At 64.2% G+C, this 12408-nt stretch carries 15 protein-coding genes; 6 read left to right on the top strand and 9 right to left on the bottom strand.

Annotated features, from left to right (window positions below):
• Positions 1–12 precede the first annotated feature (12 nt).
• Complete coding sequence (locus M2267_RS06795) at positions 13–489, top strand: GNAT family N-acetyltransferase (protein WP_043622477.1); 477 nt, start codon at positions 13–15, stop codon at positions 487–489.
• Between the two features lie 595 nt (positions 490–1084).
• On the top strand, positions 1085–1492 hold the full coding sequence (locus M2267_RS06790; protein WP_429113438.1) for a hypothetical protein: 408 nt from the start codon (positions 1085–1087) through the stop codon (positions 1490–1492).
• A gap of 43 nt (positions 1493–1535) precedes the next feature.
• Here M2267_RS06790 and M2267_RS06785 read toward each other — a convergent pair whose 3' ends face one another.
• Together M2267_RS06785 and M2267_RS06780 are read right to left on the bottom strand one after the other, a co-directional pair.
• Positions 1536–2768, bottom strand: a complete 1233-nt coding sequence (locus M2267_RS06785) for an HlyD family secretion protein (RefSeq protein WP_043622471.1) — start codon at positions 2766–2768, stop codon at positions 1536–1538.
• Positions 2769–2771: 3 nt separating this feature from the next.
• Positions 2772–3248, bottom strand: a complete 477-nt coding sequence (locus M2267_RS06780; RefSeq protein WP_429113435.1) for a hypothetical protein — start codon at positions 3246–3248, stop codon at positions 2772–2774.
• A 291-nt stretch (positions 3249–3539) separates the two neighbouring features.
• On the opposite strand from M2267_RS06780, the gene M2267_RS06775 reads away from it, so the two are divergent.
• Together M2267_RS06775 and M2267_RS06770 are read left to right on the top strand one after the other, a co-directional pair.
• Entirely contained in the window at positions 3540–4265 is a 726-nt protein-coding gene (locus M2267_RS06775; RefSeq protein ID WP_429113432.1) for a class I SAM-dependent methyltransferase, read from the top strand.
• Between the two features lie 91 nt (positions 4266–4356).
• Positions 4357–4905, top strand: coding sequence for a tetratricopeptide repeat protein (locus tag M2267_RS06770; protein ID WP_429113429.1), 549 nt, complete (start codon positions 4357–4359; stop codon positions 4903–4905).
• Positions 4906–4942: 37 nt separating this feature from the next.
• Here M2267_RS06770 and M2267_RS06765 read toward each other — a convergent pair whose 3' ends face one another.
• Together M2267_RS06765 and M2267_RS06760 are read right to left on the bottom strand one after the other, a co-directional pair.
• The gene (locus M2267_RS06765) at positions 4943–6211 is read right to left on the bottom strand and encodes an NAD(P)/FAD-dependent oxidoreductase (RefSeq protein WP_429113426.1); all 1269 of its coding nucleotides are present in this window, start codon (positions 6209–6211) and stop codon (positions 4943–4945) included.
• A gap of 138 nt (positions 6212–6349) precedes the next feature.
• Positions 6350–6664 (bottom strand): DUF1272 domain-containing protein, encoded by a 315-nt coding sequence (locus M2267_RS06760; RefSeq protein ID WP_429113425.1) that lies wholly within the window; start codon positions 6662–6664, stop codon positions 6350–6352.
• 70 nt (positions 6665–6734) lie between these two features.
• On the opposite strand from M2267_RS06760, the gene M2267_RS06755 reads away from it, so the two are divergent.
• Positions 6735–7721, top strand: a complete 987-nt coding sequence (locus M2267_RS06755) for a GlxA family transcriptional regulator (protein ID WP_429113424.1) — start codon at positions 6735–6737, stop codon at positions 7719–7721.
• Positions 7722–7745: 24 nt separating this feature from the next.
• On the opposite strand, the gene M2267_RS06750 is transcribed toward M2267_RS06755, so the two are convergent.
• Together M2267_RS06750 and M2267_RS06745 are read right to left on the bottom strand one after the other, a co-directional pair.
• Positions 7746–8327 (bottom strand): isochorismatase family protein, encoded by a 582-nt coding sequence (locus M2267_RS06750; protein WP_429113422.1) that lies wholly within the window; start codon positions 8325–8327, stop codon positions 7746–7748.
• 21 nt (positions 8328–8348) lie between these two features.
• Complete coding sequence (locus M2267_RS06745; RefSeq protein ID WP_429113420.1) at positions 8349–8813, bottom strand: Lrp/AsnC family transcriptional regulator; 465 nt, start codon at positions 8811–8813, stop codon at positions 8349–8351.
• 189 nt (positions 8814–9002) lie between these two features.
• Between M2267_RS06745 and M2267_RS06740 the strand changes: the two genes are divergently transcribed.
• Entirely contained in the window at positions 9003–9722 is a 720-nt protein-coding gene (locus M2267_RS06740) for an aspartate/glutamate racemase family protein (protein WP_429113418.1), read from the top strand.
• A gap of 62 nt (positions 9723–9784) precedes the next feature.
• Here M2267_RS06740 and M2267_RS06735 read toward each other — a convergent pair whose 3' ends face one another.
• From M2267_RS06735 to M2267_RS06725, 3 genes are read right to left on the bottom strand one after another with little or no spacing between them, the layout of a single operon-like run.
• Positions 9785–10675, bottom strand: coding sequence for a GrpB family protein (locus M2267_RS06735; protein ID WP_429113416.1), 891 nt, complete (start codon positions 10673–10675; stop codon positions 9785–9787).
• 1 nt (position 10676) lies between these two features.
• Complete coding sequence (locus M2267_RS06730) at positions 10677–11069, bottom strand: VOC family protein (RefSeq protein WP_429113415.1); 393 nt, start codon at positions 11067–11069, stop codon at positions 10677–10679.
• Between the two features lie 52 nt (positions 11070–11121).
• Entirely contained in the window at positions 11122–12402 is a 1281-nt protein-coding gene (locus M2267_RS06725; protein WP_429113413.1) for an FAD-dependent oxidoreductase, read from the bottom strand.
• Positions 12403–12408 lie beyond the last annotated feature (6 nt).

Genomic DNA, 12408 nt, shown 5'->3' with positions numbered 1-12408 from the left:
CGAGGTATCGCGATGACCGCGTCACCCCTTATCGTCCGCCCATTCGAACGAGATGACGTCGCCTGCGTGCTGCGACTGATGCGCGACCTTGCGGTGTTCGAAGGCTACATCGACGATTTCCGCGTGACCGAGGGCGATCTGATCGCGCACGGACTTGGCGACAACCCGCGCTTCGGCGTGCTGGTCGCCGAACTTGACGGCCGCGTCGTCGGCATCGCCGTGCACTACGTCATCCCCTGGACCTACGACCTGAAGCCGACGCTCGTGCTGAAGGAGCTTTTCGTCGATGAAACAGCACGTTCCCTGGGCGCCGGCGCGGCGTTGATCGCAGCGCTGAAACGCCACGCCGCGGCGATCGGCGCGCCGCGTATCGAGTGGTCGGTGCTTGCGAGCAACGACGATGCGAAGCGCTTCTATCGGCGCCAGGGCGCCGTGCTCGACGCAATCTGGGAGCCCTGGGCGCTGTCGATCGGGAGTGATGACGCCTAAAAGAATGTGTCGGGATCCCGCCTTTGCCCCTGCGGGCTATTGTCAGGAAAATCCTGGCCCTATCGGGTGAATAAGTTGGGGATTTTCCCGTAACCCAAATTGACTATTAAAATCCCCTTAAATTCCATTGCTTTCAGCGGCCGGTTTTGCCACACTGTACTTGCGATTGCGCCCCGGAAGTATGCAATCCCCGGAAGAGTATGCATGCTTGCGGTTATATTGCAGTGCAGTTGCTTTATTAATTTAATTGCGCGCTTGAGCCTCCGTCCCCACGGGGGCTCAATCATTTTTGGGGCCCGTTTGGGTCCTTGACCGACTGGCATTGTCGGGACTTTCCAGAAATCGCAGCAAGGTGTAGACGCAACGGAAGATGGCGCCCCGAACCGGGCGCTCCCGTCACGATTGCGGCAGGCCATTCTTGAAAATCAGCCGTCTTTGCACAGCCCTCGCCCTGATGCTCCTGGCCTCCCCGAGCGCAGCCGGTTCCTTCGAGACCATGTCCGAGGAGGAGGTCGCAACCTATCTCCTGTTCGGATTGGATCGGCATGCCCCGGCACCGCCCGGCCTCTTGACCTTCTCCCCGTCGGCAAAGCCTTTGACCGTGGCCATCGCCATGGTGGAAGGGTCCCAGCGCGCCGAAATCGGGCGAATTACCGTCGAACGCACCGGGGCCTGCAGCTTCAGGGCAGAGCTTTCGGACACGGGGGCGCTTGCGGTCTTTCGGGCGGGAACGTTCTCCGTCGATTTCTCCGCCCTTGAAACTGTCGAGGTGGGCAAGACCGACGATGGGGCCGTGACGATCTTTGCCGGCGCGAAGATGCGCTGCCTCGCATCGCAATTCGACGGCGCATGCGACCGTTTCAACAGCAAGGACGGCCCGCACGGGCTTTGGCGCTGGAGGATCGGCCCGATGGAGAAGGACAAGAGCGGGAATGTGCAGACCGACCGGGCAAGACTGAAAGAAGCCGTGGCTCACATGAAGGGCAAGGTCTGCGTGCAATAGGCACCGGCCGGGATCGAGAACCCCGGCCGGTTTGGCTTGTCGCTTAGTGTCCGCCAAGCACCAGCGTCTGAACCGGCAGCATCAGCGCCTGGATGCGCAGGATCGCCGCATGCACGAGGCCGACGGTATCGACGCCATGCAGATAGACCCATTGCAGCGTCGAGATCCCGGGCTTGTCCAGTTCCTCGTGGTTGCTGGTATAGGCATTGGCGATGCAGCTGCTGCCGGGCGGCACGTCGTCGAGCACGCCGGGGTAAAGTGGCTCCATCACCACGGTCAGCGTGCCTGGCTGCGAGATCTGCGCAACGTCGATCAGCTGGTCGCTGGCGCGCACCTGACCGGCGGCGATCACGTCCTGCACCTCGGTGACAACAAGCGGGATGATGGTGAACGGCTTGCCGACGCAGGTCGCCTCCCCGATCATGCCCACCTTCATCACCTGCGCCTCGATCTGCCCGAAGCCGGCCACCAGTCGTGCCCGGCCCGCGTCTTCGGGAACGAGCACGCCGGCGGGCCTCAAGAGCGGGTTGACGATTTCGCCGACCCGGAGCGTAAACTGCTGCAACGTGCCGGACACGCCTGCGCGCACGGTGGTCTTGGTGATATCGACCTCCGCCTGCTTCAGCGCCGCCTCGGCGCTGGCCTTTTGCGAGGGTAGCAGCGAGGAAAGCTTCGTCTCCAGCGTCTGCTTGTTGGACTGGGCGGCCGTCAGCGCGCCCTTGCGCCCCTCGAGATTGACCTGGCGGCGCTCGATCTCACGACGGGCAACGACATTCGGATTGAGCTTGTTGAGCTCGACCTGGGTGTCGTACTCGTCCTGCGCCTGCTGCACGGCGGCCTGCGCCTGGACGATCACGCCGTCGGCGGCGACAAGTTCGGTGCGTGCAACGGTCGTCTCGGCGTCGACCTCGGCGATCTGGCGGCGCGCAACCTCGGCTTTCGCCTCCTCCTCCGAACTGTCGAGCTTGAACAGCGGCTGGCCGGCCTTCACCTTCTCAAAGCGCGTGGCGTAGATTTCCGTGACGCGGCCGTTGGTCTCCGGCAGAACGGCGACCGTGCGGAACGCCGCCGTCACGTTTTTCGTCGACGGGTGGAAGTAGAAGATCAGCGTGATCAGCGAGATCGTCAGCACGATGCAGGCGGTGATGCCCCAGCGCAGTTCGAACCACATGGAGTAGATGGTGATCTCGCGCCCGATGCGTTTTCCCTGGCCATAGCGGCGGAAGAGGTAGTCGGGCAGGATGGTCAGCATCGAGCAAAGGATGAACTCGAACATGGCTTATGCCTTCCCTTCCGTCGACGGCTGATCGGGTGACGCATGGCCGGGCAAGGCGCGCGGCAGCGGCAGCGGCTCGGTTGCGGCCGGATCCGCCTCCGTCGCCGCCCGTTCCACGGCTGCCGGTTGATCAACCACCTTGCCGGCAATCTTTTCCAGCGAGCCGGCGATCGACGACAGCGGCGACGAAAAATCGGGAAGGTCGATCAGCGCCAACAGCAGCGCTGCGCCCCATAGGATGTTGTTGTGGGTGAGCAGCGACAACAGCGCCAGGACCGCCACCAGCTCGAGCTGGATCTTGTTGGTCTTGTGCGCCATGAGCTCCGGCAAGGAGTGCAGTCTGAGATAGATCGTGCCGAGCGCGAAGACCGAAACGATCAGGAACACGGCGACCGCATTGAGGAGCCAGTCGGACTGGCCGGGCGCCGTGATAAAGCCTGGAAGATGATGAATGGCAGCAGGATGGATGGCTTCGGACATTAGGCCTCCGCAATTCGGACTGGACCACGAGAATCGTACATTAGCACACCGCTAGAAAACAAAAACAAAAGCTTGCACGTCAAGCGCAACTTGACATTGCGGAGCCGTGCACCCTAACAAATCGCCGCGAAGACGCATTGAAATGCCGCCGCGTTCGAGCAGGATCAAAGCCAGCTTGCTGTTCCCGCGGGAACGGCGTTGGATGCCGGAGCGGCCTATCGCGCGCAGGCATCTGCGCCGCGCGACGCGCCGAGCGACTCGCGCCACGCATTGCCGAAGAAGGAGACCGCCATGGCCCAGAACATCTATGATCGTCCGGAATTCTTCGAGGGCTACAGCCAGCTCGGACGCTCCGTGCATGGCCTTGCCGGCGCTGCCGAATGGCCGGCGATCCGCGCGCTCCTGCCTGATCTGTCGGGCAACCGCGTCGTCGATCTCGGCTGCGGCTATGGTTGGTTTTCGCGTTACGCCCGTGAGGCCGGTGCCGCCCATGTGCTCGGGCTCGACCTCTCCGAGAAGATGATCGCCCGCGCCAAGGCCGACACGTCGGATGCGGCGATCGACTACCGCATCGCCGACCTCGACCAGCTCGACCTGCCCGAGGCAAGCTTCGACTTCGCCTACAGCTCGCTTGCCTTCCACTATATCGAGGATTTCGGCCGGCTGGTCGCCACCATCCACCGGGCGCTTGCGCCCGGCGCCCATTTCGTCTTCACCATCGAGCACCCGATCTACATGGCCTCGCACAACCCCGGCTGGCGCATCGTCGACGGCGAGCGCACCTGGCCGGTCGACCATTATTCGGCGGAAGGGCGGCGCACGACGAACTGGCTGGCGAAAGGCGTGATCAAGCACCACCGCACCATCGGCACGACGCTGAACACGCTGATGTCAGTGGGCTTCGCGATCCGCCATGTTCAGGAGTGGCGACCGACGGAAGAACAGATCGCCGAGATCCCGGCGCTGGCCGAAGAGGTCGACCGGCCGATGATCCTGATCGTCAAGGTGCAGAAGTAGTCCGTAGCCGATGTTGCCGGTCGCTTTGCTGCTTCCCGGGCGACGGGTATCTCGCGCAGAAGTCACTGTTCAAAATAGGACGATTGTCCGCATGCCAACCTTCCGGAAAGCACCGACAATTGCGTTCTTCACAGTCGCGACGCTCTTTGGGCTGGGGCTGGTTAGTGGCGACTTTGCAGCGGCCGGGATGAACGAAGCGACGGAAGCGTTCAGGCGAGCGGAGTATCGAGACGCATATCGCCACGCCCTGCCAGAGGCCGAGCGCGGCAATGTTGCGGCACAGAATATGGTGGGATCCCTATATTCATATGGCCGCGGAGTGGAACAAGACTACTCCAAGGCGTTTCAGTGGTTCAAACGCGCGGCTGATCAAGGTGATCTCAGCGCACAATATGCCGTTTCCCAATCGTACGAGACCGGTCGCGGTGTCGAGCAAGATATCCAAGCCGCTGTTCACTGGCTTAGGAAGGCAGCAGAAGGTGGGTTCTCACTCGCTCAATTGTCTCTTGCACACCACTACCGCGAAGGCGTGGGTGTGCCGAAAGATCCAGAACAGGCGTCACATTGGGAGGCGCGGAGCGAACAGGATCCAGCCAACCAGATAATTGGAGAAGCACTGGATCGCATTGGCGAAGAATAAGACCGTGCCCGAACGCATAGCGACCTGTCGGCTTCCCCTACCCCTTCTCCTTCAACGTCTCTTTCTGGGTGATCAGCCGGGCGCTGTGCTGGCCGCTGAGATACGTCCAGAACCAGCTCCAGGCGACGGCGAAGCGGCTGCGGGTGCCGATCAGGAAGTAGATGTGGGCGATGCCCCAGATCCACCAGGCAAGCGCGCCCTTGAGCTTGAAGCGGCCGAAATCGATGATCGCGGCGCGCCGGCCGATGGTGGCAAGGCTGCCCTGGTGGCGGTAGCGGAAATCAGCCAGAGGCTTGGCGCCTGAAAGCCGCGCGCGGATGACGTCGGCCACATAGGCGCCCTGCTGCTTGGCGGCGGGCGCAATGCCCGGCACCGGCTTGCCGCCGTCATAGGTAACGGCAGCCGTGTCGCCGATGACGAAGACGTCGGGATGGTCGGGAGCCGTAAGGTCGGCGCCGACGATTGCCCGGCCGGCGCGGTCGGCCGGGATATCCAGCCAGCGGGCAGCGGGCGACGCCTGTACACCGGCAGCCCAGACGAGGGTGCGGCTGCCGACGAACTGGTCACCGATGACAACGCCCTCCTCCGTGCAGGAGGTCACAGGCGTGCCGGTGCGCACCTCGACGCCGAGGCGCTCAAGCTCCTTGACCGCATAGGCAGACAGATCCTCGCTGAAGGCGGCGAGAATGCGCGGGCCTGCTTCGACCAGGATCACGCGGGCCTGCCGGGTGTCGATGCGGCGGAATTCGTCGGGAAGTGTGCGGTGCGCAATCTCGGCGATGATGCCGGCAAGCTCGACGCCGGTCGGGCCGGCACCGATGACGGTGAAGGTCAAAAGCGCAGCACGAACGGCCGGATCCTCTTCCAGCTCCGCCCGTTCGAAGGCGAGCAACACCCGGCGGCGGATCGTCGTCGCGTCTTCCAGCGTCTTCAGGCCGGGCGCGAAGGGCTCCCATTCGTCATGGCCGAAATAGGCATGCGTCGCCCCGGTCGCCAGCACCAGCGTGTCATAGGCGATCTGCTTTCCGTCCCGGAGCACCACGGCCTTTCCGGCCTCGTCGACATCGCTCACCTCGCCAAGCAGCGTCGTCACCTCCGGCCGGTCGCGCCAAAGGCTGCGGATCGGCCAAGCAATTTCCGACGTCGCGATCAACGTCGTTGCGACCTGGTAGAGCAAGGGCTGGAAAAGATGATGGTTGCGGCGGTCGATGAGCGTGATCCTGACCGGTGCGCCGGCGAGCCCCTTGACGAGCTGCAATCCGCCGAACCCGCCACCGACGACGACCACGTGATGCCTGTCCTGCATGTTCTTCCCAGTCGGCTTTCGACTGGCCTTCCGTTGGACATGCCACAACATTGGGGTTGTGGCAGCCAAGCACAAGCGCAACCACCTCATGTCACCCTTGCAAAAAGTCAAGAACGGCGCGGAAAGCCGCCGCTGCGGTCAGCGCTCGTTCGGCGCGAGATGCCGGATCCGCGCCACATGCGCCTGAATATCCTCCGCCGTGTACGGCGAATGGCGGCGTACCTCGCTTGCCGGATCGAAGCCGAGACCCAGCCGCTTTTGCGGGCGAAAGGACCGCAGGGGCCGGATCGGTCTTGGCGCAAATCCGCCGCCGCAGGTCGGGCAGACATTGTGAAGCACGGTTTCCACGCAGCTTGCGCAATAGGTGCATTCGTAAGAGCAGATGCGCGCGTCCAGAGACGCTGGCGGCAGGTCGCGGTCGCACAGTTCGCAGTTCGGTCTGAGTTCCAGCATGGTCGGCTCCAAGGGTGACGGATAATGGACCCGCTTGCTCCCATGAAAAGCCCTTGGCATAAATGACAATATGCCCTCGTTTTACGCCAAACCCGAGACGGCCGCACGATCAGTCGCAATCGTGCTCTTCGATCGCACCAAGCTGATCGACGTAACCGGCCCGCTGCAGGTCTTCAACGACGCCCGCACCGCCTCGGGTTCCCCGGCCTATTCCATCACCCTGCTCTCCGAGTGCGGCGGGCCGGTCGCAACGGATACGGGCGTTGCGCTCGACACAAGCCCCTTTGCCGATTGCGCCCCGCCCGACACCCTGCTCGTCTCGGGCGGGCAGAGCGCACTGGAAGCGGCGAATTCGGAAGGACTGCAGGCGTTCCTTTCCGCCATGGTCGGCCAATGCCGGCGCCTTGGCTCCATCTGCCTCGGTGCGTTCATTCTGGCGCGCGGCGGCCATCTCCATGGGCGGCGGGCAACGACCCATTGGGAGGATTGCGCCCAGTTGCAGCAGGATTTCCCAGAGATCGATGTGCGGGAGGATTCGATCTTTGAGGAAGATCGTGGCGTCTGGACCTCAGCCGGCGTCACCGCCGGCATCGACATGGCGCTGGCGATGGTCGAAGCGGACCTCGGCCGCAGCGAGGCCCTGCGGCTCGCGCGTTCCCTGGTGCTTTACGTCAGGCGCACGGGCGGCCAGCGCCAGTTCAGCGCCGCCTTGCAGCAGCAGATGACGAGCCGAAGCGACCGCTTCGATACGCTGGTGGCCGAGATCCGCGCCGACCTGGCAGCCGACCTCTCCGTGCCGCGGCTTGCGGAGATAGCGCGCATGAGCGAGCGCAATTTCTCCCGCCTGTTCACCCAGGAGATGGGGGCAAGCCCGGCGCAGTTCGTCGAGGAATTGCGGGTCGATGCGGCCTGCGAGGCGATAGAGCGCGGGGACGTGCCCGTCTCGCAAGCCCCGTTCCTCTTCGGCTTCGGCAACGCCGAGCGCATGCGCCGCGCCTTTCAGCGCCGCAAGGGCATCGCCCCCTCGGATTATGCGGCACGCTTCGGCCCGCCCTGACGGACGAAACCCGGAGGGGAGGCTTTAAGAGGACGAAGACGCTGCCGCGAAGGCGATATCCCCTGCCGCGTCCACCAGCACAATCTCGTCGCCGAGCGACCACTCGGCCGCCCGCGCGGCCAGTCGCGCCGGCACCATCGGCGAGCGGCCGGGACCGGGCGGCACGTCGTAGGTCGCATGCGCATCGTTGGCGAGGATGACGGTGAAATCCTTCGCCATCGCCGTGCGGGCCGTCGCTGCCAGGCACATCTCCGAAAGCATGCCGCAGATCGCGATCGTCTCGATCTTGCGCGTCCTCAGTTGGTCTTCGAGGTCGGTGCCGTCGAAGCCGTCGTCGTTCCGTTTGCGAACCACCACCTCGCCTGCCCTGGCCGGAAAGAAGAGCTGCCAGCCATCGGTCTCCGGTTCGTCGACAGCGCCCTTCGGCCCGTCGTTCTGCAGGAAGATCACCGGCACGCCGGCCGCACGCGCATTCTCCAGGAGCAGGCCAATGGCGCGCTGCAGATCCACATGACCGGGCACGGCTTCAGGCCCGGAAATAAAGGCCCGCTGCACATCGACAACCACCAGCGCATCGGCAACGTCATCGCCTAACGTCTTGCTCACTGCGTCATTCGTCATTTCGCCTCACACCGCATAATCGACCGGCACCGCCGTGCCGCTCTTCAGGATTTCCATCGAGATCGAGGCGGAGACGTCGAAGAGTTCGACCTTGCGCACGATCTGCTTGTAGACCACGTCGTAATGCTCGACACGCGGCAGCACGACCTTGACGATATAGTCATGATTTCCCGTCAAACGATGGGCCTCGACGATTTCGGGGATGTCGCTGATCGCGCGGCGGAAGGTCTCGATCCATTCGTCCGAGTGATGCGCCGTCTTGATCAGCGCAAAGACCGTCGTCGGCACGCCCATGCGCTCGCGGTCGAGCACGACGATGCGTCTGGCGATGTAGCCCGCCTCCTCCAGCCGCTGGATGCGGCGCGAACAGGCCGAGAGCGACAGATTCACCCGCTCCGCCAGTTCGCCGACAGCCACGCTTGCATCCTGCTGCAGCAGCGCGAGCAGCTTCCTGTCTCTCTCGTCGAGCACGCCGATCCCTCCCATGATCTGAAATTCACGCGCCTCATATTTGCACATTTACGCATGAATGCACAAACAGATCGCGCGAAAAACCGCTTTCGATCCGATCAAAGCGAACCATTGCCGCCGACCGTGCGGCATAGTTCCTCCCATCAAACGACGGCCGCAACGGACGGCGGCAAAAGCGGACAGAGAGGAATGGTTATGCGCAAGATCGGACTTATCGGCGGCATGAGCTTCGAAAGCTCGGCAGTCTACTACCGCATGGTCAACGAGGCCGTCCGCGAGCAACTGGGCGGGCTGCATTCGGCCGAGGTGCTGCTGCACTCCGTCGATTTCCAGTCGATCGTCGACCTGCAGAAGGCCGGCCGCTGGGAAGACGCCGCCAAGCGGCTTGCCGATGTCGCCAGCGGTCTCGAGGCGGCGGGTGCGGACTGCGTGCTGATCTGCACCAACACCATGCACCTGAGCGCCGACGCTGTTCAGGCGGCGATCGACATCCCCCTCATCAACATCATCGACGAGACGGCCATGCGCCTGAAGGCGGCCGGCAGCCGCCGGCCGCTGCTGCTTGCCACCCGCTACACCATGGAGCACGGCTTTTATGCCGAGCGCATGAGAAGCCACGGCATCGACATCCTGGTGCCGGATGCGGATGGCCGCACGCTCGTGCACGATGTCATCTTCGATGAGCTTTGCGCCGGCAAGGTGCTGCGCTCCTCCCGCCGGGCGCTGATCGAGCTGATCGACAAGGCCGAAGCGCAAGGCGCGGACGCCGTCATCCTCGGCTGCACCGAAATCTGTCTGACCCTCGACCCGAGAGCCTTGCCGCTGCCGGGCTTCGATTCCACCGCGATCCACGCGGAAGCTGCCGTCGAATTCGCACTGGATGGGATTTGCCTCAGGCGGGCCGCGTAGCTAGCCGAGGGCTAGGCTAGGCTGTCCAATCGCGCCACATGGATCAGCCGCCACAAAGACGGCTATCGGCGGCGCGCAAGCGGCTGCAGGAAGACGCGCTCATAGCTCACGAACGGCGGATCGTCGGCGTAAAGCGCGTTCGCTGCCATCCCATCGGGATCCGCGGCGACATCACTGCGATAGCGCAGATACGCCGCCTCGTCCGGAAAGGTGAAGAGTGCGACGGCGATGTCGCCGGCGCCGTCTTCGCCCACCCCCGGAAAGCTGGCGCCGACGCCTGCGGGTTTTTCGCGCGGCACGAAATAGCCGTGATGCGTCCCGCCGTGCCGCTCGATCAGCGTCATCCAGGTCTGCGCATAGGCCTCGAACTCCGCCAGGCCACCAGACTTCAGCCGGTAGCGTATCTCGCAGGTGATGGATGTCTGTGACATAGCGGACTGATCTCCCGTCATCCGGTCTTCGCGCTCGATGATCGCGTTGATGAAGCGCGTCTTCTCAGTGGTGTAGCGATCGCCGTCATGGCGATAGGCCTCGGCGAGGTTCGCCTTCAGCGCCGCGTAGGCCAAGGCGGCGTCCGCATGCCCGCGAAGATGGTCGCGGAAGACCAGGCGCCGTCGATGGGTCTCGTTGTCCGGCGGGCAGAGATAGATCCGCTGTTTCGGCTCTCTCCCATGCAGCATGAAGGCCCAGACATCGTCGTCGTAGCGGTTGCCGCGCGGCTGATAGCCGGCCGAAACGAGCAAGGCACTGGCAGCCACAATGTCGGAAAGCCCCCTCAAGGTGACATCGATATCGATGACGGCCTTTGCCGGCATGTCGGGAACGGCTGTGCTGCCGATATGGTCGACGGCAATCACCAGCGCACCCAGGATACGCCTGAGTTCCTGCGCGATCTCCAGGTAGCGCTGCGGCCAGTTGGGATCATAGGAAACGATCTCCACCCGCGTCGCCATTTCAGGGCGCCGCGTCGTTGTCGACGCCGTCCTCTCCCGGGCGCGGCCCGCGAAGGCCGATGCAATTGCCCCAGGGGTCGCGCACCTGGCACATCCACAGCTCCTCCTGGATCGCCATCGGCCCGCGATAGAGGGGCGCGCCGAGCGCCTCGAAATGCGCAAGCGCCCGATCGAGATCCGCGACCGCCCAGTAGACGACGGAACCGGCAGCCCCGCTCGCCACCTTCTCGTCGGCCTGAACGATCTCGAGATCGATGGTGCCGATCCGCAGATAGGCAAAATCAAAGGCGGCAAGAAACCGTCGTTCAGCGTCAGGAAATGCGCGCTGATACCAGGCAAGACCCGCCTGCGTATCGGCCACATGCACGAGAATGGCCGCCACGCCGTCCGTCATCAAATCCTCCATCCGCCATCCGGATCGCCTTGATACAGGATTCGCGGCCGTCTCAGATGGAAATAGCCGGGAGGTCCGCTTGGCCGCGCTCGTCTGCGCCGTCCCCCACCGCCTGCCAATCGCATTCGGCCAATCCCGCCGGCTTGAACGGATCGATCAGCGTGCCCGAGACGATCGAGGCGAGCAGCGCCTGCATCGGCGGGGTGCGCGCAACTGTTGCCACCAGCCGGTCGCGCAGCCAGGCGAGAGCCGTCGAGTCCGACTGGTAGAAGGGCGTGAAGAGAAGCGACAGCAGCTGGAACAGCGCGACGTGGTTGCGGCGTGCGGCGGCATAGGCGGCAAGTGCGGCATCGAGATCGCCAGCCGTCTCCAGCGCATGCGCAAGTGCTGCGACATCGAGCAGCGCCATGTTCGCCCCCTGCCCGAGCTGCGGGCTCGTCGAATGGGCGCTGTCGCCGACAAAGGCGATGCGGCCGCAGACCGGCGGGCGCATCGTGCGGTGCGCATAGCGCGCCAGCGTCAGTTGCTCCCAGTCACCGATCTGATCGAGCAACGGCGCACAATCCGGCCAGTAGTCGAGAATGCGCGCCTTCCAGCGGTCGAGCCCGGCCTGCCGTATCACGTCCGCATCCGCTGCCCGTAAACTCCAGAAGAAGGCGACGCGGTCGCGCGCACCCATCCGCGCCCGGCCCGCCGGCAGGATGCCGATCATCACCTTCGCCCGGTCGTAGCGCTGCACCAACGCGTGCGGATCATGATTGAGGCCGTCGCTGTCGAGCGTCGCCCAGAAGGCGCCATAGGCAAGCTCGCGCACCCTGGGCGCGGCGGTCGAACCGGCAGCGAGCGCCGAGCGCGTGCCGCTCGCATCGATCACCAGATCATAGGCGCCCGCCTCGCGTCCCTGCGCATCCAGCATCACCGCCTTGCCGCCGGCCATGCGAACATCGGTCAGCGTGACACCGGTCTTGACCGGCAGCCCTGCCGCGGCGACGGCATCGTGAAGCGTGTTGAAGAGGGCAGCACGCTGCACCGCCAGCCCGAAACGCCCACCGGCAAGCGCATCATAGCGCACGTCGAGCACGGTGCGTCCGGATCTGGCATCGGCGCCATAGAGCCGGTCGATCCGGCTGCCGAGTGCAAGAATCGGATCGAGCAGGCCGAGCGTGTTCAGGACCGTGAGCCCCGTCGGCTGCAGCATCAGCCCGGAACCGACAGGTGAAGCTGCGTCGAACCGCTCGAGGATCTCCACCCGATGACCGCGCCGCGACAGCATCAGTGCCGCTGCCAGCCCCGCCGGGCCGGCGCCTGCTATGCCGATATGAAGTGTCTTCATGGTTCC

The organism is Ensifer sp. KUDG1, assembly GCF_050434285.1.
In the GTDB taxonomy this organism is placed as follows: Bacteria; Pseudomonadota; Alphaproteobacteria; order Rhizobiales; family Rhizobiaceae; genus Ensifer.
Note: the sequence above shows the minus strand (reverse complement) of the source record. Positions and strands in the feature narration are given on the sequence as shown.